Source organism: Neptuniibacter sp. QD48_55, assembly GCF_047778115.1.
Lineage (GTDB): Bacteria > Pseudomonadota > Gammaproteobacteria > Pseudomonadales > Balneatricaceae > Neptuniibacter.
In genome coordinates this window covers 662,451-681,399 of sequence record NZ_CP180555.1, presented here as the reverse complement: position 1 = coordinate 681,399, position 18,949 = coordinate 662,451, and the positions used below count along the sequence as shown (strand labels likewise).

At 45.4% G+C, this 18,949-nt stretch carries 18 protein-coding genes and 1 tRNA gene; 15 read left to right on the top strand and 4 right to left on the bottom strand.

What is annotated here, in order from left to right:
- Positions 1 to 112 precede the first annotated feature (112 nt).
- Genes ACMXYW_RS02940 through ACMXYW_RS02900 form a run of 9 tightly spaced genes read left to right on the top strand, consistent with a single transcriptional unit; the run spans position 113 to position 9,526 of the window.
- Positions 113 to 2,974 carry an LPS-assembly protein LptD gene (locus ACMXYW_RS02940; RefSeq protein ID WP_415905168.1) on the top strand — a complete coding sequence of 954 codons (2,862 nt, stop codon included), beginning with the start codon at positions 113 to 115 and terminating at the stop codon, positions 2,972 to 2,974.
- Complete coding sequence (locus ACMXYW_RS02935; RefSeq protein WP_415905167.1) at positions 2,964 to 4,262, top strand: peptidylprolyl isomerase; 1,299 nt, start codon at positions 2,964 to 2,966, stop codon at positions 4,260 to 4,262. The genes ACMXYW_RS02940 and ACMXYW_RS02935 overlap by 11 nt, the downstream gene beginning before the upstream one ends.
- Before the next feature lie 4 nt (positions 4,263 to 4,266).
- Positions 4,267 to 5,265 carry a 4-hydroxythreonine-4-phosphate dehydrogenase PdxA gene (gene pdxA / locus ACMXYW_RS02930; RefSeq protein ID WP_415905166.1) on the top strand — a complete coding sequence of 333 codons (999 nt, stop codon included), beginning with the start codon at positions 4,267 to 4,269 and terminating at the stop codon, positions 5,263 to 5,265.
- A 3-nt stretch (positions 5,266 to 5,268) separates the two neighbouring features.
- On the top strand, positions 5,269 to 6,075 hold the full coding sequence (gene rsmA / locus ACMXYW_RS02925) for a 16S rRNA (adenine(1518)-N(6)/adenine(1519)-N(6))-dimethyltransferase RsmA (protein ID WP_415905165.1): 807 nt from the start codon (positions 5,269 to 5,271) through the stop codon (positions 6,073 to 6,075).
- Positions 6,076 to 6,086: 11 nt separating this feature from the next.
- Positions 6,087 to 6,473: a Co2+/Mg2+ efflux protein ApaG gene (gene apaG, locus ACMXYW_RS02920; protein WP_415886989.1), complete on the top strand. Its 387-nt coding sequence runs from the start codon at positions 6,087 to 6,089 to the stop codon at positions 6,471 to 6,473.
- A 15-nt stretch (positions 6,474 to 6,488) separates the two neighbouring features.
- Positions 6,489 to 7,349 carry a symmetrical bis(5'-nucleosyl)-tetraphosphatase gene (locus tag ACMXYW_RS02915; protein WP_415905164.1) on the top strand — a complete coding sequence of 287 codons (861 nt, stop codon included), beginning with the start codon at positions 6,489 to 6,491 and terminating at the stop codon, positions 7,347 to 7,349.
- Positions 7,350 to 7,354: 5 nt separating this feature from the next.
- Positions 7,355 to 7,675 (top strand): thiosulfate sulfurtransferase GlpE, encoded by a 321-nt coding sequence (gene glpE / locus ACMXYW_RS02910; RefSeq protein ID WP_415905163.1) that lies wholly within the window; start codon positions 7,355 to 7,357, stop codon positions 7,673 to 7,675.
- Positions 7,675 to 8,766: a hypothetical protein gene (locus tag ACMXYW_RS02905; RefSeq protein WP_415905162.1), complete on the top strand. Its 1,092-nt coding sequence runs from the start codon at positions 7,675 to 7,677 to the stop codon at positions 8,764 to 8,766. Before glpE ends, ACMXYW_RS02905 begins: the two co-directional genes overlap by 1 nt.
- A gap of 10 nt (positions 8,767 to 8,776) precedes the next feature.
- Positions 8,777 to 9,526 carry a pteridine reductase gene (locus ACMXYW_RS02900; RefSeq protein WP_415905161.1) on the top strand — a complete coding sequence of 250 codons (750 nt, stop codon included), beginning with the start codon at positions 8,777 to 8,779 and terminating at the stop codon, positions 9,524 to 9,526.
- 12 nt (positions 9,527 to 9,538) lie between these two features.
- Here ACMXYW_RS02900 and folK read toward each other — a convergent pair whose 3' ends face one another.
- Both folK and folB read right to left on the bottom strand, forming a co-directional pair.
- Complete coding sequence (gene folK, locus ACMXYW_RS02895) at positions 9,539 to 10,054, bottom strand: 2-amino-4-hydroxy-6-hydroxymethyldihydropteridine diphosphokinase (RefSeq protein ID WP_415905160.1); 516 nt, start codon at positions 10,052 to 10,054, stop codon at positions 9,539 to 9,541.
- Between the two features lies 1 nt (position 10,055).
- On the bottom strand, positions 10,056 to 10,412 hold the full coding sequence (folB, locus tag ACMXYW_RS02890) for a dihydroneopterin aldolase (RefSeq protein ID WP_415900121.1): 357 nt from the start codon (positions 10,410 to 10,412) through the stop codon (positions 10,056 to 10,058).
- A gap of 20 nt (positions 10,413 to 10,432) precedes the next feature.
- On the opposite strand from folB, the gene plsY reads away from it, so the two are divergent.
- Positions 10,433 to 11,020, top strand: a complete 588-nt coding sequence (gene plsY, locus ACMXYW_RS02885) for a glycerol-3-phosphate 1-O-acyltransferase PlsY (protein WP_415905159.1) — start codon at positions 10,433 to 10,435, stop codon at positions 11,018 to 11,020.
- On the opposite strand, the gene tsaD is transcribed toward plsY, so the two are convergent.
- Complete coding sequence (tsaD, locus tag ACMXYW_RS02880) at positions 11,017 to 12,045, bottom strand: tRNA (adenosine(37)-N6)-threonylcarbamoyltransferase complex transferase subunit TsaD (protein WP_415905158.1); 1,029 nt, start codon at positions 12,043 to 12,045, stop codon at positions 11,017 to 11,019. The genes plsY and tsaD overlap by 4 nt on opposite strands.
- A gap of 200 nt (positions 12,046 to 12,245) precedes the next feature.
- Between tsaD and rpsU the strand changes: the two genes are divergently transcribed.
- The 5 genes from rpsU to ACMXYW_RS02855 all read left to right on the top strand — a co-directional run bounded on the left by rpsU (position 12,246) and on the right by ACMXYW_RS02855 (position 17,120).
- On the top strand, positions 12,246 to 12,461 hold the full coding sequence (rpsU, locus tag ACMXYW_RS02875; RefSeq protein WP_275814767.1) for a 30S ribosomal protein S21: 216 nt from the start codon (positions 12,246 to 12,248) through the stop codon (positions 12,459 to 12,461).
- 38 nt (positions 12,462 to 12,499) lie between these two features.
- Complete coding sequence (locus ACMXYW_RS02870; RefSeq protein ID WP_415905157.1) at positions 12,500 to 12,949, top strand: GatB/YqeY domain-containing protein; 450 nt, start codon at positions 12,500 to 12,502, stop codon at positions 12,947 to 12,949.
- Positions 12,950 to 12,982: 33 nt separating this feature from the next.
- Positions 12,983 to 14,917: a DNA primase gene (dnaG, locus tag ACMXYW_RS02865; RefSeq protein ID WP_415905156.1), complete on the top strand. Its 1,935-nt coding sequence runs from the start codon at positions 12,983 to 12,985 to the stop codon at positions 14,915 to 14,917.
- 243 nt (positions 14,918 to 15,160) lie between these two features.
- The gene (rpoD, locus tag ACMXYW_RS02860; protein ID WP_415905155.1) at positions 15,161 to 16,978 is read left to right on the top strand and encodes an RNA polymerase sigma factor RpoD; all 1,818 of its coding nucleotides are present in this window, start codon (positions 15,161 to 15,163) and stop codon (positions 16,976 to 16,978) included.
- Between the two features lie 65 nt (positions 16,979 to 17,043).
- A tRNA-Ile gene (locus ACMXYW_RS02855) sits at positions 17,044 to 17,120 on the top strand.
- 39 nt (positions 17,121 to 17,159) lie between these two features.
- On the opposite strand, the gene ACMXYW_RS02850 is transcribed toward ACMXYW_RS02855, so the two are convergent.
- Positions 17,160 to 18,800: a polysaccharide biosynthesis protein gene (locus ACMXYW_RS02850; RefSeq protein ID WP_415905154.1), complete on the bottom strand. Its 1,641-nt coding sequence runs from the start codon at positions 18,798 to 18,800 to the stop codon at positions 17,160 to 17,162.
- Between the last annotated feature and the right edge of the window lie 149 nt (positions 18,801 to 18,949).

The window sequence follows — 18,949 nt, the reverse complement described above, 5'->3', positions numbered from 1 at the left end:
ACTCTACACTCACTGCCTAGAATGATTTATCATTCTGCCCCTTATGCTTAATTTCACTGAGGTTCGGCCACAACCGAATTCTTCGGAACCGCTGAAACGGATTTAGTATTTGATGCCCTTCGCCAAACGATCGACATATTCACTAACGTTAGCCATTAGTGCTGCATTAGTATCTAGCTATGCGACTGCAGAAAACAAACCATCTGAACAAGAGATGGCTTGGAGTTGCAGCATGACCAAAGATGGCGAATGGGATTGCTCTGTGAATGAAGAGCTGGTCAATCAAACCGAAGCGACCAAACAAACGCCTCAAGAATCAGTTGCCCAAGAACCTGTTTCATCAACGCCTGGTTCTCAAGTTGCACCTGTAGAAATTAAAACAGCCACACCTGCTCAAGCAGCACCGATCCCTCGGGTTAGACAAGAAAACGTTGTTTCGGCACCTGTTACAGATCAAATCCGCCCAAGTGTAAAAGCAAAAGCTACAAACAACGGTGTTTGGGACTGTGTTGCTGGGACAAATGGTGAATGGCTCTGTAACGATGAGATCGAACAAGCAAAGCAGCAACCTCAGCTAGCGATTGAACCACCTACGCAAACGAACGTACAAACCACCGTTCCAGCTGTCGTTACTCACCAGCCTATACAAACAGCCGAAGTGATTGGAAGCGAATGGCAGTGTGGCACGAGCCCAAGCGGCGATTGGGATTGTCACAAAGTCAACATACACGCGCTTAGTCTTCCTCAATCACAGCAACGTAGTGGCTCATCTGAACCACTGTATAATACCGAAAACCCATACTCGCATTTGGATTGGGCTTATTACAAGAACCCTCAAGGTCAACAATGTGCCGGGCGTTATTTAGAACCTAGCTACCCAATTGCAGGCGATGAACACCTAGAAAATCCTCCGCTATACCTCGAGGCTGACCAGTCATCTACAATCATCGGCGGGCTAAGCCGTTTACAGGGTGGCGTGACCATGCGTCAAGGTGGGCGCCGACTAAGCGCTAGCTCTGCAGAATTAGACCAAGTAACCAACAAGGCCCGTCTTGAAGGTAACGTTAAGTTCCGTGAAACTGGGTTGCTAATGCTAAGTGATAGCGCGCAAATCGACACAAGCAATTCAGAAGCAATTTTCAATAATGCTCAATATGTTGTACATGAGGATGGTTTCAGGGGTTCAGCAGATCGCATTATCCGCCTTGAAGATGAGCGCCTCCGAATTGAGAATGGCGATTACACCTATTGCCCTCCTTTTAGTGATGCCTGGAAACTTGAAGCAGACAGTATTGTCCTGAATCAAAACGAGGGCATTGGTAAGGCAGAAGACACTGTTATCCGCGTAGGCGGAGTGCCTATATTCTATGCTCCTTACTTTACATTCCCAATCGATAATCGACGCAAATCAGGCTTCCTTTACCCAAGCATTGGATATAGCACTGATGGAGGCTTAGATCTTGCGGTGCCTTATTACTTTAATATCGCGCCAAACATGGACGACACCCTGACAGCTCGCTACATGTCAGATCGGGGGCTATTGCTAGAAAACGAATTCCGCCATATGAACAAGTGGTCTAGCAACACATTAAATACCGCTTACTTATCTAGTGACAAATCATTTAACGATGACAGATGGTTACTTGGTATAGATCACAAAGGCAGCCCTGCAGAAAGGTGGCGCACAAACATTGATTTCAGTGCAGTAAGTGATGATGATTATTTCGAAGATTTGGATACTAACCTAGAAGTAAGCCGTCAAGATCACTTAGACCAACGTGCGGACATCACTTACAGCCAGAACAACTGGAGTTTTAGAGCACGCGTTCATGATTATCAAACCATCGATAACAATAGTAAATCACCTTACAAACGCCTGCCGCAACTGACTCTGAAGGGCGAGAACACGTTCGGAGATGCCGGCGAATTTAAGTACATTGCCGAATATACTCAATTCGATAGAGACTTATCAGGATTAACCGGTCGTGATCGAATTATTGGTGACCGCCGTTTCTTAATGCCGACCATCAATTATCTATGGCAAGCTCCTTGGGGTTACATCAAACCGGAACTATCACTATGGAGCAGCAGTTACAGTTTAGATAATCAGCTATCAGGCCTAGGCGAGAGCCCAAGCGTCAACGTACCCATCCTCAGCCTAGATAGCACTGTAATTTTCGAAAGAGCACTTAGTAGCGGCGGCACACAAACATTAGAACCACGAATTTACGGTTTATACGTGCCAGAAGAAGATCAGGATGAAATCCCTGACTTCGATACATCAGAGCCTGACTTTAACTATAACGCCCTATTCCGCCACAACCGCTTTAGCGGTAAGGATAGAGTCGGAGATGCCAAACAGATCTCACTTGGACTCGCCAGCCGCTTTTATGGAAAAGATGGCAACGAGAAAGGCAGCCTGAGCATTGGTCAAGCCTACTATTTTGCCGACCGAAAAGTACAGCTAGATCCTGCATCACCAGATTCATCTGAAGGTCAGAGCGATATTGCGACTGAAGCAGTTTGGTATCTAAACCAAAACTTCCGCGCTAGCTTCGATGCGATCTTAGATAACAATGATTTCAGCAATACTGAATCAAACCTGCGCTTACGTTATAACAGCGACCTAGATCATCGGTTTGACTTCAGTTACCGTTATGAAGAAGACACTCGTAAGCAGACAGACTTATCATTCATTTGGCCTTTAAGTGGCAGCTGGACTGCAATGGGTCGCTGGTTACATGATATTGAAGAAAACGATAACCTAGAATCAGCATTAGGCCTCGAATACGAAAGCTGCTGCTGGAAAGTCAGCTTTGCCGGTCGCCGCTGGCTAGACGATAAAGACAATTACGATACAGGCATGTTCCTGAATTTCACCCTAAAAGGGCTTGGATCATTTGGTAGCGGCAGCAATGGCTTCCTAAATGACATTATTGGTTATGAAGAGCGTGAAGAGCACAATGACAAATAAGCTTCGCAAGATACTATTTTCTGCAGCTGTATTCGGACTACTGATTCCAACATCGCAAGCAACACTGGCTGCGGAAATCCCACTGGATCGAGTTGCTGCCGTTGTCAATGACGGCATAATTATGCAAAGTGAATTGGCACAGCGCACTGCTATAGTCAAAGAGCAACTAAGCGCCCGGAATACCAAACTACCACCGGAGCAAATTTTACATAAACAGGTTTTAAACCGCCTGATTATCGACAGCATCCAAAAGCAATTGGCTGCCAGACAAGGCATTCGAGTAACAGAAGGGCAGCTTGATGCAGCCATTGCACGGATCGCTGCTCAGAACAGCCTTACTTTAGATCAATTCCGCGATGCTCTAATTGCCGAAGGTCGAGATTATAATCAAGCTCGAGAGCAGATCCGCAACGAGATGCTGATCTCCAATGTACAGCAAAACCTTGTTAACCGAAGAATCCGCGTATCCGAGCAGGAATTAGAAAATTTCCTAAACTCAGCTAGCGGTCAGGAACAGACGTCAGCAGAGTATCTCCTCGGACACATTCTTCTTGCTACGCCATCCCAAGCATCCCCTGAGGCAATTCAGAAAGCGGAGCGAGAAGCCAATGAAGTCTTCAAAAAGCTAAAGTCCGGTGCCGATTTCGCTGAAATGGCCGTAGAGTTTTCCGATGCCCCTAACGCTCTTAAAGGCGGTGATTTAGGCTGGAGAAAGGTAAACGAACTACCAGAAGTACTAGGTAATGCGATTCGTAAACTATCTCCTGGCGCTTTCAGCAAACCAGTACGATCTCCAAGTGGCTTCCATATTCTTTTGGCGAAGGATAAGCGCGGTGGTGCCGTACAACTAGTGCCTCAACGCTTAGTTAGTCACATTTTGCTCAAGCCAAGTGAGATTCGCACATCTGAGCAGGCTAAACGCCAAATAACCCAGTTATACCAACGCATACAATCTGGCGAAGATTTTGCCACATTAGCCAAAGAGTATAGTGACGACCCAGCAAGTGGCTCTGAAGGAGGCTCTTTAGGCTGGACGCAGGACGGCCAAATGGTGCCAGAATTCGAACAAGTGATGAACAATACTGGTATTGGGCAAGTATCAGCTCCTTTTGAATCACGCTTTGGCTGGCATATTTTGACGGTCTTAGATACGCGCACAGAAGACCTCGGCGCTCAGATGCAAGAAAATCAGGCTCGCGCAGCTATCCGCAAACGCAAGTACAACGAAGAATTAACTAACTGGTTACGCGAGATTCGCTCTCAGGCCTACGTCGACATTAAGGAGTGATTGATTGGGTATCAATAGATTAGCAATCACCCCTGGTGAGCCCTCTGGCATTGGCCCCGACCTGTGCATTCAAATAGCGCAACAGGGCCATAACCATGAATTGGTTGCATTTGCAGATCCTGAACTACTACGCAAACGCGCGGAACAACTGCAACTGCCGATATCGATTGAACAGTTCGACCCAGAGCTTCCGCCGTCGCCAACGCCCGCAAGAACTCTAAAGGTAGTTCCGATTTCACTCAAAGCTGAAGCGATTCCTGGTGAGCTTAATAGTGATAACGCACCTTATGTGCTAGAAACGCTAACACTAGCGACACAAGCCTGCCTCAATGGAACTTGTGACGCTTTGATCACAGCTCCTGTGCATAAAGGCATTATTAATGATGCAGGTATTCCTTTTAGCGGCCACACCGAGTTTCTTGAAGTACTAACAGAAACCAATAAAGTCGTCATGATGTTAGCCACCGAAGGGTTAAAAGTTGCATTAGCAACAACCCACCTTCCCCTTCGGGACATTGCCGATGCGATTACACCCAAATTACTCACTGAAGTAATTGAAGTATTACATCACGATCTAGTAAACAGCTTTGGCATCAAAGAGCCCAACATCCTAGTCACCGGTCTCAACCCGCATGCTGGCGAAGGTGGCCACTTAGGTCGTGAAGAGATTGAAGTCATTGAACCTACACTAGATAAACTCAGAGCAAAAGGCATAACTCTCAGTGGCCCTTGGCCAGCTGATACACTATTCACAGATAAGTACCTTGCTACAGCAGATGCCGTACTAGCCATGTACCACGACCAAGGCCTTCCAGTGCTAAAATACAAAGGCTTTGGCAAAGCTGTGAATATTACGCTCGGCATGCCTATTATTCGCACCTCGGTAGATCATGGTACTGCATTGGATCTTGCAGGAACTGGAACTGCCGACTCAGGTAGCCTAATGACCGCGATTGAATACGCTGGCATCATGGCCACCCACCGCAATCAAACTACGAACTGATTCATGACTAAAAAACCAGTAGCACACAAAGCCCGCAAGCGTTTCGGGCAAAACTTTTTGCACGATCACGGCGTGATTCGTCGCATTATTCGATCTATTGCACCTCATGAATCAGATCAACTAGTAGAGATTGGCCCCGGGTTAGGCGCACTGACAGAAGAGCTGCTGAGCGAAGCAGGTGAACTTGATGCAATTGAGCTAGATAGAGATCTTCCTCCGATCTTACGCACCAAGTTCTTCAACTACGGTGACAAATTCCGCATTCATGAAGCGGACGCTATGAAGTTTGATTTCTCCCAGCTACAAAAAGGAGAAAAGAGGCTGCGTATTGTAGGCAACCTTCCATACAACATATCCACTCAGCTAATATTCCATCTACTGAGTCATGCTGAGCAAGTAGAAGATATGCACTTCATGTTGCAAAAAGAAGTAGTTGATCGCATGGCTGCTGGACCTGGGGAAAACAATTACGGTCGATTAGGTATTATGGCGCAGTACTACTGCAAAGTTGAGTCACTGTTTGTCGTACCTCCAGGCGCATTTAACCCCGCTCCTAAAGTAGACTCAGCGATCATTAGGCTTACGCCTTACCGTGAGTTACCTCACGTAGCCAAAGATGTTTCACAATTTGAAACCGTTGTTCGCACGGCATTCAATATGCGCCGTAAAACGCTACGTAATAATTTAAAACCTTTACTATCTGCAGATGCGCTAGAAGATATCGGCATCGATCCTGGCTTACGACCTGAAAAGCTTCCTATCTCAGACTTTGTTCGCATTAGTAACTACCTTACAGATCAGAAAGGTTAAATAAGGCATTTATGGAAACTATAGACCTAGGTAACAACGTCAATATCGACGTAGAAACCAACTATCTGGCCCAACAATCTGATCCAGACAGCAAACGCTTTGTTTTTTCATACAAAATTACGATCACCAATCATAATGATATGCCGGTCCAGCTTCTTAACCGTCATTGGCTAATTACCGATGGTAACCAGCACATCCAAGAAGTTCAGGGTGAAGGCGTTGTTGGCGAACAACCTGTGATTGATCCAGAATCGAGTTACACCTATACAAGCGGTGCAGTATTAGCCACCAGCGTCGGCAGCATGCAAGGCCACTATGAGATGAGCACCGATGAAGGCACTCAATTTAAAGCACCTATTGCAGCATTCACTCTAGCAAGACCTAACGCATTGCACTAAACACAGGCAACCAGTATGGCGACCTATGCGATTGGCGACATCCAAGGGTGCTACGACGAATTACAAGCCCTACTTAAAACTATTAACTTTACTCACAGCGACCATTTATGGATTGCTGGTGACCTAGTTAATCGCGGACCTAAATCGCTAGAAACCTTAAGATTCCTTCGCGATTTAGGCGAGCAAGCAACCTGCGTCTTGGGCAATCATGATTTACACCTACTTGCCGTCCATTATGGCGCAACAAGCCCCAAGCGCAGCGATACTCTGGATGAAATATTAGAAGCTCCAGACCGTATTGAGCTAATGCATTGGCTAAGTCAGCAAAAGCTACTCGCGCATGACAAATCACTTAACGTGGTAATGGTTCACGCAGGCATTCCGCCTTGTTGGACTATTCGTAAAGCACGCAAACGAGCAAAAGAAGTAGAAAAAGTTCTGCAAAGCAACCAAGCTAAAAACTTTTTCAACCACATGTATGGCAACAAACCCGATCTTTGGAGCTCTGATTTAAGTGGCTGGGAACGCTTACGCCTTATTACGAACTATCTAACACGCATGCGCTTTTGTAGCACTGAAGGGCAATTAGATTTCTCAGCCAAAGGCTCACTCGCATCACAACCCGAAGGCTACCAGCCTTGGTTTAAAGTTCCACGTAAAGATCCGGCAGAAAACGAAATTCGTATTCTATTTGGCCATTGGGCAGCGTTGGAGGGTAATGCCGATGCTGAGCATGTCTTTGCGCTTGATACAGGCTGTGTTTGGGGCAACAGATTAACCGCTCTTCGCATAGAAGACCATCAACTGTTTAGCGTTCCCGCACAAGGCAAAAAACCAAAGCCACCTCCGACATCAACTTATTTAAGCAACAGGTAACTTTTATGAGTCAATTTGAGTGTATAGATTCTCCAAAAGCAGCAGCGTTGATCAAAGACGGTGCTCAGGTTGCCGACATTCGAGATCCTAACAGTTTTGCTCAAGGCCACATTAGTGGGTCTTACAATCTTAGTAATGAAAATCTACATGACTATATAGCTTCAGCCGACATGGATAAGCCTCTACTCGTATGCTGCTATCACGGCATAAGCAGCCAACAAGCCGCTCAATTCCTAGTTGAACAAGGATTTGATGAAGTCTATAGCATCAATGGTGGATTTGAAGCATGGCGCGTAGAACAACCAGACCTGTGTGAAATAGCTTAATGAAGATCTACTTAGTTGGCGGCGCAGTTAGAGATAAGCTATTAGACTTCCCTGTTTACGATAAGGACTGGGTGGTTGTGGGCTCCAGCCCTCAAGAGATGATCGAACAAGGCTTTCAACCTGTAGGTCAAGATTTCCCCGTGTTTATTCACCCCCAATCGGGTGAAGAATATGCACTAGCGCGAACAGAAAGAAAATCAGGCAAAGGCTATACCGGCTTTGAATATAACGCCGATAAAGCAATAACCTTGGAAGAAGACCTTCTTCGCCGAGATCTGACCATTAATGCTATGGCAATGGACAATCAAGGCATAATCCATGATCCCTACAAGGGCCAGGAAGATTTAAACCAAAAAATCTTACGTCACGTATCCCCGGCATTTTCAGAGGACCCACTTCGTGTTTTGCGTGTGGCACGTTTTGCCGCGCGCTACCATCATCTAGGGTTTAGCGTAGCTGATGAAACCTTAGCATTAATGAGGGAGTTAGCTAAAGGCGATGAGTTAGAACACCTGACCCCTGAAAGGGTATGGAAAGAGTTCGAACGCGCATTAACCGAACCTTCTCCATGGGTATTCTTAGAGCTGCTGCAAAAAACAGAAGCGATACAAAAAGTTCTTCCTGAGCTAAAAAATGCAATATCGAAACCAGACTGGGCTACAAACTTTATTCGCTCAACACAAACAGCTAAGGATGCAGATTGCCGGTTTGCCTGCTTGACCGCTCTGGATAATGAGATAGTGCTGACCGCTTTTTGCGATCGATTAAGAACGCAAAAATCAGTAAAAGAATTGGCTTCACAGTGCCAACAACAGCACAAGAACCTTAGTCAATTCGATAAGTTATCTGCAGAAGACAAACTGCAGACTATCCAAGCCCTTGACCTGATTCGCCGACCACAGCGCTTAGAAAAACTATTGATCTGTGTAGATGCTCTGCACTCAGAACCTGACTATAAATCACTAGCTGGAATATTAGATTCTATAAACCAAATTCAGCCTGCCAACCTGATCAAGCAAGGTTTTAAAGGGCCTGAATTGGGCAAAGAGATACAGCGTCTACGCCTTGATATATGCAATCAAGATCACTGAAGGGCATCAAATGAACACCAACACTACTGCAATAAAAGTGGCACTAATAACTGGCGGTGCACGTAGAGTTGGCGCAACAACAGCTTCAACGTTGCACGAAGCTGGATATACTGTAGCCATTCACTACCGAGACTCAACTAAAGCAGCCGAAGCGCTACAAGAAAAGCTAAACCATTTACGCCCGAACAGTGCTTTTATCTTTTCTGCAGACCTGAACCGCATGCAACAAGTCGAACAATTAGCTGAAGATTTAAAGGCTAAGTTCGGCAAACTCGATTTACTGGTTAATAATGCCTCATCCTTCTACCCAACGCCCATCGAACAAAGCACTCAAGAGCAATGGGACGACTTAATAAATTCCAATCTTCGTGCCCCCTACTTCCTGGCAGCCTCACTAAGCAAATTACTTCGCCAAAACCATGGCTGCATTATCAATATGATCGATATTCACTCACAACGTGGGCTACCCGGCTATCCAATTTATTCAATTGCAAAAGCGGGTTTAGAGATGATGACTAAGTCCCTGGCTAAAGAATTAGCACCCGAGGTAAGAGTTAACGGCGTTTCACCCGGCGCAATTTTATGGCCAGAACAAGAACTAGAAGAAGATCAGAAGCAAAGCATTCTGGATAAGACGCTACTGAATCGTATAGGCTCACCGGAAGATATAGCACAAGCAATAGTATTTCTTGCCTCTGCAGAATATATTACCGGCCAAGTGCTTGCGGTAGATGGCGGTAAATCCTTATTCAGCCACTAACTTTTTTAAAGCTTAAAACACGCAAGGTAATGACCGGCCTTGCCATAGAAAGTCGATCGGCCACAACTGCTGCCGATCCTTATCATAATCAGACCACATTTCTAAATATGTCACACCCATCTCAGGGTGAGGCACCTCTGCTGCTATCTCAGCCAAGGGCCACAAGACAAAAGCATTCTTAGTAATTTCATCTCGGGGTAATTGCACCCCATGATGTACACCGACTAAATCATCATAAGTAAGAATATCGATATCGAGGGTACGACCGCTAAATTTCGGCCCCTTGCGGCAACGACCATTATCATCTTCTATATTTTTCAGTAACGGAGATAGTTCAGCTAATGGCAAATCAGTAACGAAACCGGCAACTAGGTTATAGAAGTTATCCCCTACAAACCCTACCGCTTCACTCTCATACACACTAGATATACTCAGCTCGCCAAAATGCTTATACAAGGCATCCAGCGCTTGCGAGATATAATGTTCTTTATCGATATTACTACCAATACTGACATAGACTTGAGCCATCTTAACTACGAACTCCGCGCTCGATGATAACACCAACATCTTTTGCCTGCGGCACAGCACCCGGTTTACCTAAACGTAAACGCAGCCATTTCACACCGAATTCAGTCATCACGATCTCAGCAATCTGCTCAGCCATGGTTTCGACTAACTGAAATTCACTCTGCTCTATAAATTCAATCAATCGATCTGACACCGTTTTATAGTTAAGCGTATTATCAACATCTTCAGTATTGGCTGCCTGACGGATATCAGTACCCATATCCAAATCAAGATTTATGCGTTGACGAATCTCTCTTTCCCAATCATAGATACCTATAATCGTTTCAACTTCTAACTCTCGAATGTAAACTAAATCCATACTCAACCTTTGGATATCGAATGACCGAATCGGCAACAATGGCCTTCGGGCTAATTTTTCTAGCTTACCTGCTGGGTTCTATACCCACAGCAGTGCTAGTTTGTCGTGCACTCAACCTTCCAGACCCTCGCCAACGAGGCTCTGGTAATCCCGGGGCAACCAATGTGCTCAGAATTGGTTCTAGAAAAGCGGCCTTTTTTACTCTCCTAGGCGATATTAGCAAAGGCTTTGCAGCATTATGCCTTGGGCTACTTTTGCAGATTTCGCAAACAGAACTGTCTTACTGTTTGCTTGCTGCTGTAGCCGGACATATTTTTCCTATTTTTTCGCCATTGAAAGGCGGTAAAGGCGTTGCAACAGCATTTGGTGCTTGTATCGCGCTTTATTGGCCCATCGCAATTATACAGTTAACCATCTGGGTGATTACGGTATCGCTTAGCAAGATCTCCTCACTAGCCTCAATTGCCGCGGCACTAATAACTCCAGTTTTCACATGGATAATCGCTCCAAGCTACTCGCTTCCTCTCACCATCCTTTGCCTATTACTCCTTTATAGCCACCGCAAAAATATTAAAAAGTTACTAAACGGTGAAGAACCTAGACTTTAAATAGAATCGAGTGTGTCTAAAGGCCAACGAGGCTTAGTAGTAATAACCAGATCACTTTGCTGTCCAGCCAGCAAACGCTGACAACCAGCAAACGCAATCATCGCGCCATTGTCTGTACAAAACTCAGGACGGGCATAAAACAGCTCCGACTTTTCTTTCTCAACCATGACTTCTAGGCGCTCGCGCAAACGCTGGTTAGCACTTACACCGCCCGCAATCACCAGTTGTTTAAAACCAGTAGCCTGCAAAGCACGGCGACACTTAATTGCCAAAGTATCAACAACCGCTTCTTCAAATGCAGCAGCAATATCACATACCGTTTGAGAATCAATATTGCCGTCGGCGTCTCGATGATCGTTAGCTGTATTTAATGTAAAGGTCTTTAAACCAGAGAAACTAAAATCCATGCCCGGCCTGTCAGTCATTGGACGAGGAAAACGAAAACGTTGACGATCACCCTGTTGTGCGTGCTTAGCAATTAGCGGCCCACCCGGGTAATCCAAACCGAGCATTTTTGCTGCTTTATCAAAAGCCTCACCCGCGGCATCATCTAAAGACTCCCCTAATAACTCGTATTGACCAATACCATCAACACGAACGAGTTGGGTATGCCCACCGGAAACCAGCAACGCTACAAACGGAAATTCTGGTGGATTCTCTTCCAGCATTGGCGCGAGTAAATGACCTTCCATATGATGCACACCAATTGCCGGCTTACCCCATGCCAATGCAATAGCCCGGCCTGTTGAAGCACCAACCATTAACGCTCCGATAAGACCTGGTCCGGATGTATAAGCAACAGCATCTACATCCCCTTTTTGAAGGCCTGCTTTGGCAAAAGTCTCGTCCAATAAAGGCAACAACTTACGTACATGGTCACGGGAAGCCAATTCTGGTACTACACCACCGTACTCAGCGTGCATTTTCACCTGACTATATAAAGCATCACCAAGCAGACCCTTTTCACTGTCATAAATGGCTACTCCTGTTTCATCACAAGAGGTTTCAATCCCCAGTACGCGCATCGTTTACTCACTTCACTAACATGATGACGGCTATTATACCTGCCCCCCTTCAAACCTGCACCGAAAATACCCAACAAACCGATTATCTGCTTTACTTCAGTAAGTGAAACGAATAGAATTTTGCGCCTTGCCATAAAACCGTCTGTTTTTTGGCGAGATAATTTTGTGGATTAACTAAACAATTTAAGGTTTGTTCAAACATGCCAGCTGTAAAAGTTAAAGAAAACGAGCCATTTGATGTAGCTCTGCGTCGTTTCAAACGTTCTTGCGAAAAAGCAGGTATTCTAGCTGAAGTTCGTCGTCGCGAATTTTACGAGAAGCCAACATCTGTTCGTAAGCGTAAAGCAGCAGCAGCTGTAAAACGTCACGCTAAAAAAGTATCTCGCGAAAACGCTCGTCGCGTTCGCCTATACTAATCCACGCGATTTAGATCCCATCCAGAGGAAGGTTAGTCATGTCCGAGTTGAAGCAGCAAATCACTAATGAGATGAAAGCTGCAATGCGCGCTAAAGAAAAAGAGCGCCTAAAAACTATTCGCATGATGCTAGCCGAACTAAAGCGCATCGAAGTAGATGAACGCATTGAACTGGATGACACTAGAGTACTGGCGGTGCTAGACAAAATGTCTAAGCAGCGCCGTGACTCGATTTCGCAATTTGAAGAAGCGGCACGCATGGATCTTGCAGATGCTGAGCGACAGGAGCTGGAGGTGATTAAAACTTTCCTGCCGCAACCGCTAACTGATGAGGAAGTTGCAGACCTCGTTAAACAAGCTGCAGAGCAATCCGGCGCACAATCCATGCAAGACATGGGCAAGGTTATGGGAATCCTTAAACCTCAAATCCAAGGTCGCGCCGATATGGGAACAGTATCCAAACTCGTCAAGTCTCAATTATCCAGTTAAACTGCCGCTGAGACCTTTTCAGCTGCAACGATAATGGCCGGACGTATACCCCAAAGCTTTATTGACGACCTGCTTGCCCGCATCAATATTATTGATGTGCTAGACGGTCGTGTCCAAAAACTAAAGCGCGCTGGAAAGAACTACTCAGGCCTCTGTCCATTCCATAAAGAAAAAACACCTTCTTTTAGCGCAAACCAAGAAAAACAGTTTTATTACTGCTTCGGCTGCGGCGCTGGCGGAAATGCCATTAGCTTTTTAATGGAATACGAAAATCTAAATTTCCCTGAAGCTGTTGAAGAACTCGCCAAAGCCGCGGGCATGGAAGTGCCTAAAGATGACAATCCCCAACAGCGCGAAAAAGAGCAGCAACTTAAAAAGCTATACGATTTATTAGCTGAAGCCGCTCAATTCTATGAAGATCAGCTTAAAAGCCACCACACGCGACAAGATGCCGTCAATTATTTGCAAACCAGAGGATTGACAGGCCAAGCAGCAAAAGCATTCTCCATCGGTTTTGCCCCTTCTGGCTGGGATAACATTCTTAAGCACCTAGGCAAAAGCGATGCAGATCAAAAGCTATTAGAAGAAGCCGGACTACTGATACACAACGAAGATCGTGATAGTCATTATGATCGCTTTCGCAATCGAATAATGTTCCCTATTCGAGACCAAAGAGGCCGTACAATAGGTTTTGGTGGGCGCGTACTGGGCGATGACAAACCAAAATACTTAAACTCCCCCGAAACGCCGACTTTCCATAAGAGCAGAGAACTTTACGGGCTTTATGAAGCACGCAAGCACAGTAACAAGCTTGAACGCTTAATCATTGTTGAAGGCTATATGGATGTAGTTGGCCTCGCACAGTTTGGCATTCACTATGCTGTAGCAACACTAGGTACAGCAACAACTGCGCAACACTTAGAAAGACTATTCAAACTCGTCCCTGAAGTTATATTCTGCTTCGATGGTGATAATGCTGGGCGAGAAGCCGCGATGCGCGCACTAAAAACAACGCTTCCGGTTATCGAAGATGGAAAAGAAGCACGCTTTCTCTTCTTACCTGACGGCGAAGATCCGGACAGCCTAGTACGCCAAGAAGGAACTCTCGCCTTCACGGAGCGACTAGATAGCGCTTTACCACTTTCCGAGTTTTTCTTTAGTAGCCACTCTGAACAAGCTGACCTAAACAGCATGGATGGTCGTGCTAGATTCAGTACAGAAGTACTACCTGCAATAAACTCAATGAAACCGAGTTTGTTGCAGCAGATGATGCTCGACCGAATTTGTGAATTAACCAACCTTTCGCTTGAACAGATTCAAACTACGGTTAACTTTCACGAGTCAGTACAAACACATACACCAGCCCCCGCTGCAGTTTCAGAGTACGACTACTCTGAATCATCAAACTATGAAGATTCGCAACCCTACGACTATGCCGATTATAGCAACGAAGGTCATAGCTACGAAGCCCATAGCCATGAAAGCACCCAATACCAACCAAGGAAGAAACAATTTCGCAGCCCTCGCAACAATAGCAGCGAACTGTCTTTCGAACAGAAACTGATCGCCCTATTACTTCACTATCCGCAACTGGCGTCAGAGCACCAATTTCCTGAAGCACTCAAGAGCAACACAGACGTAAATTCTCAGCTTCTGGCTCAGTTAGTGACCTATTACGAACAAAACCCAACCGCATCACTTGGACAACTGGTTGTCGATTGGCGTGAAGATGAAACCCTTTCGCAAACGATCGTTGAACTTTATGAAATCTCCACCTCTTTAGAAATCACTTCCGAAGAGATCGCCCGAGCCTACCTTAAAGATGCTCAACATGGTCTAACACTAAAGGCATTAGAACAAGAGATCTCCCTTCTGCAGAAGAAGCACACCCTTTCCAAAGAAGAGAAAATAAAACTAGTTGAATCTATGCAACAACTTAATCAACTAAAGACAACCAGCAAGACCTAAGCTACCAATTACCGCTCTTAGCAAACCTTATAACAGTTTCAACATCTCTCCCCTTGAAAAACAAACTACCAATCACCATATATAGCATCATAAACTACTGAATTTTCGGCAAGTCGCTGAAAAACAGTCTATTTTTAACAGATGACAGTCTCTAGCTTGCAAAGCCTTTTCCCTAGCATGTTGCTAACTACATCGCTATAATGGCCTGCTCGATTTTCATCCACTTTTTCTAGTCAGGGTCCTATGTCCGATACTTCTCAGCAACAGCAGTCTCGCCTTAAGGAATTGATCGCCCGCGGCAAAGAGCAGGGTTACCTAACCTACTCTGAGGTAAATGACCACCTACCGCAGGATATTGCCGATCCAGATCAGGTTGAAGATATCATCCGCATGATCAATGACATGGGTATTTCCGTGTCTGAAGAAGCACCCGATGCTGAAACACTACTGATGACCGAAGGTGATTCAGCTGATGATGCCGACGAAGAAGCCGTTGCAGCGCTAGCAGCAGTAGAGTCAGATGCTGGCCGTACAACCGATCCAGTGCGCATGTATATGCGTGAAATGGGTACTGTTGAGCTTTTAACTCGTGAAGGCGAGATCAGCATTGCAAAACGCATTGAAGAAGGCCTACGAGAAGTAATGTCTGCCGTAGCCTGCTTCCCTGGCACTGTTGATGCCATCCTTGAAGCATACAAATTAACCGTTGAAGAGGAAGGTCGCTTAAGCGACATTTTCAGTGGTTACATCGATGCAGACGATGATGAAGAAATCCCGACAGCGACTATTACGGATCCAGATGCCGAAATAGAAGACGACGAGGACGACGAGGACGACGAAAAAGAGAAAGGTCCAGACCCAGAAGAAGCCGCTCGCCGCTTTGGCTTAATTACAGAGCACTTCGACGCCCTTCACCTAGCTCTAGAAAAACAAGGTCGTGACAGCAAGGAGTTTGGTTCAGCTCAAGAGCTACTCAGCGAAGCTTTTGCTCCGATCAAATTATCTCCACGTTATTACGAAGCAATTGTCGGACAAGTTCGCGATACTATCGACGACATTCGCAAGCAAGAACGTACTATCATGCGTATCTGCACACAACGTGCCAAAATGCCACGTAAGACGTTCATCAAAGAATTCCCTGGTAACGAAACAAACCCAGATTGGTTTAAAGAAGTTATCGATTCCGGTTCTGATTACTCTCGCGCGATCAAAACCAATCTGATTGAGCTTAAACGCGCCCAAAAGAAACTAATCCAAGCAGAAATTACTACTGGCATCAGCCTAGCCGAGATCAAAGAAGTTAACCGTCGCATGTCGATCGGTGAAGCTCGAGCACGTCGCGCCAAGAAAGAGATGGTAGAAGCCAACCTACGTCTTGTAATCTCTATCGCTAAGAAATACACCAACCGAGGCCTGCAGTTCCTAGATCTGATCCAGGAAGGCAACATCGGCTTGATGAAAGCTGTTGATAAGTTTGAATACCGCCGCGGCTACAAGTTCTCTACTTACGCTACATGGTGGATTCGCCAGGCGATTACACGATCGATTGCCGACCAAGCACGTACAATCCGCATCCCAGTGCACATGATCGAGACAATCAACAAACTGAACCGCATCTCTCGCCAGATGCTTCAGGAAATGGGGCGCGAAGCTACACCTGAAGAACTTGCTGAACGCATGGAAATGCCTGAAGACAAAGTTCGCAAGGTACTTAAGATTGCCAAAGAGCCGATCTCCATGGAGACACCAATCGGTGATGATGAAGATTCAAGCTTGGGCGATTTCATTGAAGACGTAACTATTTCCTCCCCTGTTGATTCAGCAACAGGCGAAGGCTTACGTGAAGCAACTCGTGAAGTACTAGCAGGCCTGACCGTACGCGAATCCAAAGTACTTCGTATGCGCTTTGGTATAGAGATGAATACAGACCACACACTTGAAGAAGTGGGTAAACAGTTCGACGTAACACGTGAACGTATCCGTCAGATCGAAGCGAAAGCGCTACGTAAACTACGTCACCCAAGCCGCTCTGAGCACCTACGCGGTTTCCTGGACGAATAGTAAATTCTTTTAAATCAAACTCTTGTGCCCATGAAACCATATCGGTATTATGGGCACCCTTCTTAGGGCCTATAGCTCAGTTGGTTAGAGCGCTCGACTCATAATCGATCGGTCGCAGGTTCGAGTCCTGCTAGGCCCACCATTTCTCATACAGAAAACTCCTGCAACACCCTTTCTTTGTTTAGGCCGATTTAACCGGCTCAATAAACATAAGATCACGAATCTCATGCTGCGGGTTGTAACCATTCACGTTAGCTAACAAAATATCTCTGATTAGAGCATGGTCATAACAATCTATGGCTGAGGATAAACGATCAAGTACCTGTACCAACTCACCCCAAGGCAACTTAACCTCTTGAGCACGCATAATCATTGAATGGTCCGTACGAACCACATCATCACCGATCAGCAGCTCCTCATAGAGCTTTTCGCCATCTCTAAGACCCGTAAATACAATCTCTATGTCACCTGACGGATTTTGAGCGCTGCGCACAGACAAACCTGTAAGATTTATCATCTGCTTAGCAAGATTATAAATTTTAACCGGCTCTCCCATATCAAGCACAAACACCTCACCGGAATCGCCCATTGAACCAGCTTGAATAACCAATGAGGCTGCTTCAGGTATCGTCATAAAATATCGAGTAATGTCGGGATCAGTTACTGTAACTGGACCACCTTGCTTTATCTGTTCTTTAAATAAAGGAATAACAGAGCCAGAGGAGCCAAGCACATTACCAAATCTCACCATAGTGAAACGAATTGAATCCCCTTCTCTCTCACTCAACCCCTGCAGAACAAGCTCAGCTAAGCGCTTACTTGCCCCCATAACATTGGTAGGTCTCACAGCCTTATCCGTTGAAATCAAAACAAAGTTTTCAACATTTGAGGCAACTGCAGCTTCTGCGCAACGCCAAGTTCCTAAAACATTATTTCGAAGCCCAGGAATATTGTTTCCTTCAACTAAAGGTACATGCTTGTATGCTGCAGCGTGATATACAGTATCAACATTAAACTGCATCATCACTTTCTCTAAGTGGTCCTGATCGGTAACCGAACCCAAAACTGCGACCAACTCGATAGAGTCATAAGAGGATTTAATTTCACGTTCGATTGAATATAGAGCAAATTCAGACTGCTCAAACAAAACAAGTCGCTTAGGAGCCTGCTTTAAAATTTGGCGACATAACTCCGAACCAATAGAACCACCAGCCCCAGTCACCATGACGGCCTTTTGTTTAATACATGCATCAAGTAAAGATTGATTTGGTTCGACCTCATCTCTACCCAGTAAGTCTGAAATATCAACTTCACGAACATCACTGACGCTGACTTTGCCGCCTGCAATATCAGATAAACCTGGTAGCGTAAGCACCTTAACATGATAAGTGCTTAGGCTATCAACAATTTTCTTATTTGCCTGCCGAGAAGCAGAAGGGATAGCTAAAAGGACAGAATCGATATCGAAGCGCTCAATTAACAACTCTATCTCAGATGATGGATATACACGAACACCATTTACATCTAGACCCGATAATTTTAAATCATCATCAATATATGCAAGCGCACTAAATTCCTTGGAGTGATAAAGAGCTGTTGCCAACTGCCGACCTGCGGAACCTGCACCATAAATAAGTACTCGCTCAGATTCTTTTTTAGCCTTCTGCTCCCCACCTGGAAATTGATGCAAAATAAGCCATCTGGCTAACATTCGGCTACCGCCCACAGCAACGATAGCCACAAACCAATAAATTAAAATTACAGACCTAGGAACTGTTTGCGGAAGCCCAAGAAGATGCACTACAGTTGCCCAAATCAGCACAGCTAAAGTCACCGCTTTAACTACGGTCCAGAGAGCCTTATTCCCTATATACCTAATCACAGCTCGATATAAACCAAGGCGAATGAAAACTGGAATAGAGATAATAGGAGCAAAAAGATATGCAGGCCAATGTATAAACCCATTAGCCT

Coding starts and splice junctions, on each gene's coding strand:
- rpoD (WP_415905155.1), top strand. CDS start 15,161: ATGTCCGATACTTCTCAGCAACAGCAGTCTCGCCTTAAGGAATTGATC.
- rsmA (WP_415905165.1), top strand. CDS start 5,269: ATGACTAAAAAACCAGTAGCACACAAAGCCCGCAAGCGTTTCGGGCAA.
- dnaG (WP_415905156.1), top strand. CDS start 12,983: ATGGCCGGACGTATACCCCAAAGCTTTATTGACGACCTGCTTGCCCGC.
- ACMXYW_RS02905 (WP_415905162.1), top strand. CDS start 7,675: ATGAAGATCTACTTAGTTGGCGGCGCAGTTAGAGATAAGCTATTAGAC.
- ACMXYW_RS02915 (WP_415905164.1), top strand. CDS start 6,489: ATGGCGACCTATGCGATTGGCGACATCCAAGGGTGCTACGACGAATTA.
- rpsU (WP_275814767.1), top strand. CDS start 12,246: ATGCCAGCTGTAAAAGTTAAAGAAAACGAGCCATTTGATGTAGCTCTG.
- folB (WP_415900121.1), bottom strand. CDS start 10,412: ATGGATTTAGTTTACATTCGAGAGTTAGAAGTTGAAACGATTATAGGT.
- apaG (WP_415886989.1), top strand. CDS start 6,087: ATGGAAACTATAGACCTAGGTAACAACGTCAATATCGACGTAGAAACC.
- ACMXYW_RS02935 (WP_415905167.1), top strand. CDS start 2,964: ATGACAAATAAGCTTCGCAAGATACTATTTTCTGCAGCTGTATTCGGA.
- ACMXYW_RS02940 (WP_415905168.1), top strand. CDS start 113: ATGCCCTTCGCCAAACGATCGACATATTCACTAACGTTAGCCATTAGT.
- folK (WP_415905160.1), bottom strand. CDS start 10,054: ATGGCTCAAGTCTATGTCAGTATTGGTAGTAATATCGATAAAGAACAT.
- glpE (WP_415905163.1), top strand. CDS start 7,355: ATGAGTCAATTTGAGTGTATAGATTCTCCAAAAGCAGCAGCGTTGATC.
- plsY (WP_415905159.1), top strand. CDS start 10,433: ATGACCGAATCGGCAACAATGGCCTTCGGGCTAATTTTTCTAGCTTAC.
- tsaD (WP_415905158.1), bottom strand. CDS start 12,045: ATGCGCGTACTGGGGATTGAAACCTCTTGTGATGAAACAGGAGTAGCC.
- ACMXYW_RS02870 (WP_415905157.1), top strand. CDS start 12,500: ATGTCCGAGTTGAAGCAGCAAATCACTAATGAGATGAAAGCTGCAATG.
- ACMXYW_RS02900 (WP_415905161.1), top strand. CDS start 8,777: ATGAACACCAACACTACTGCAATAAAAGTGGCACTAATAACTGGCGGT.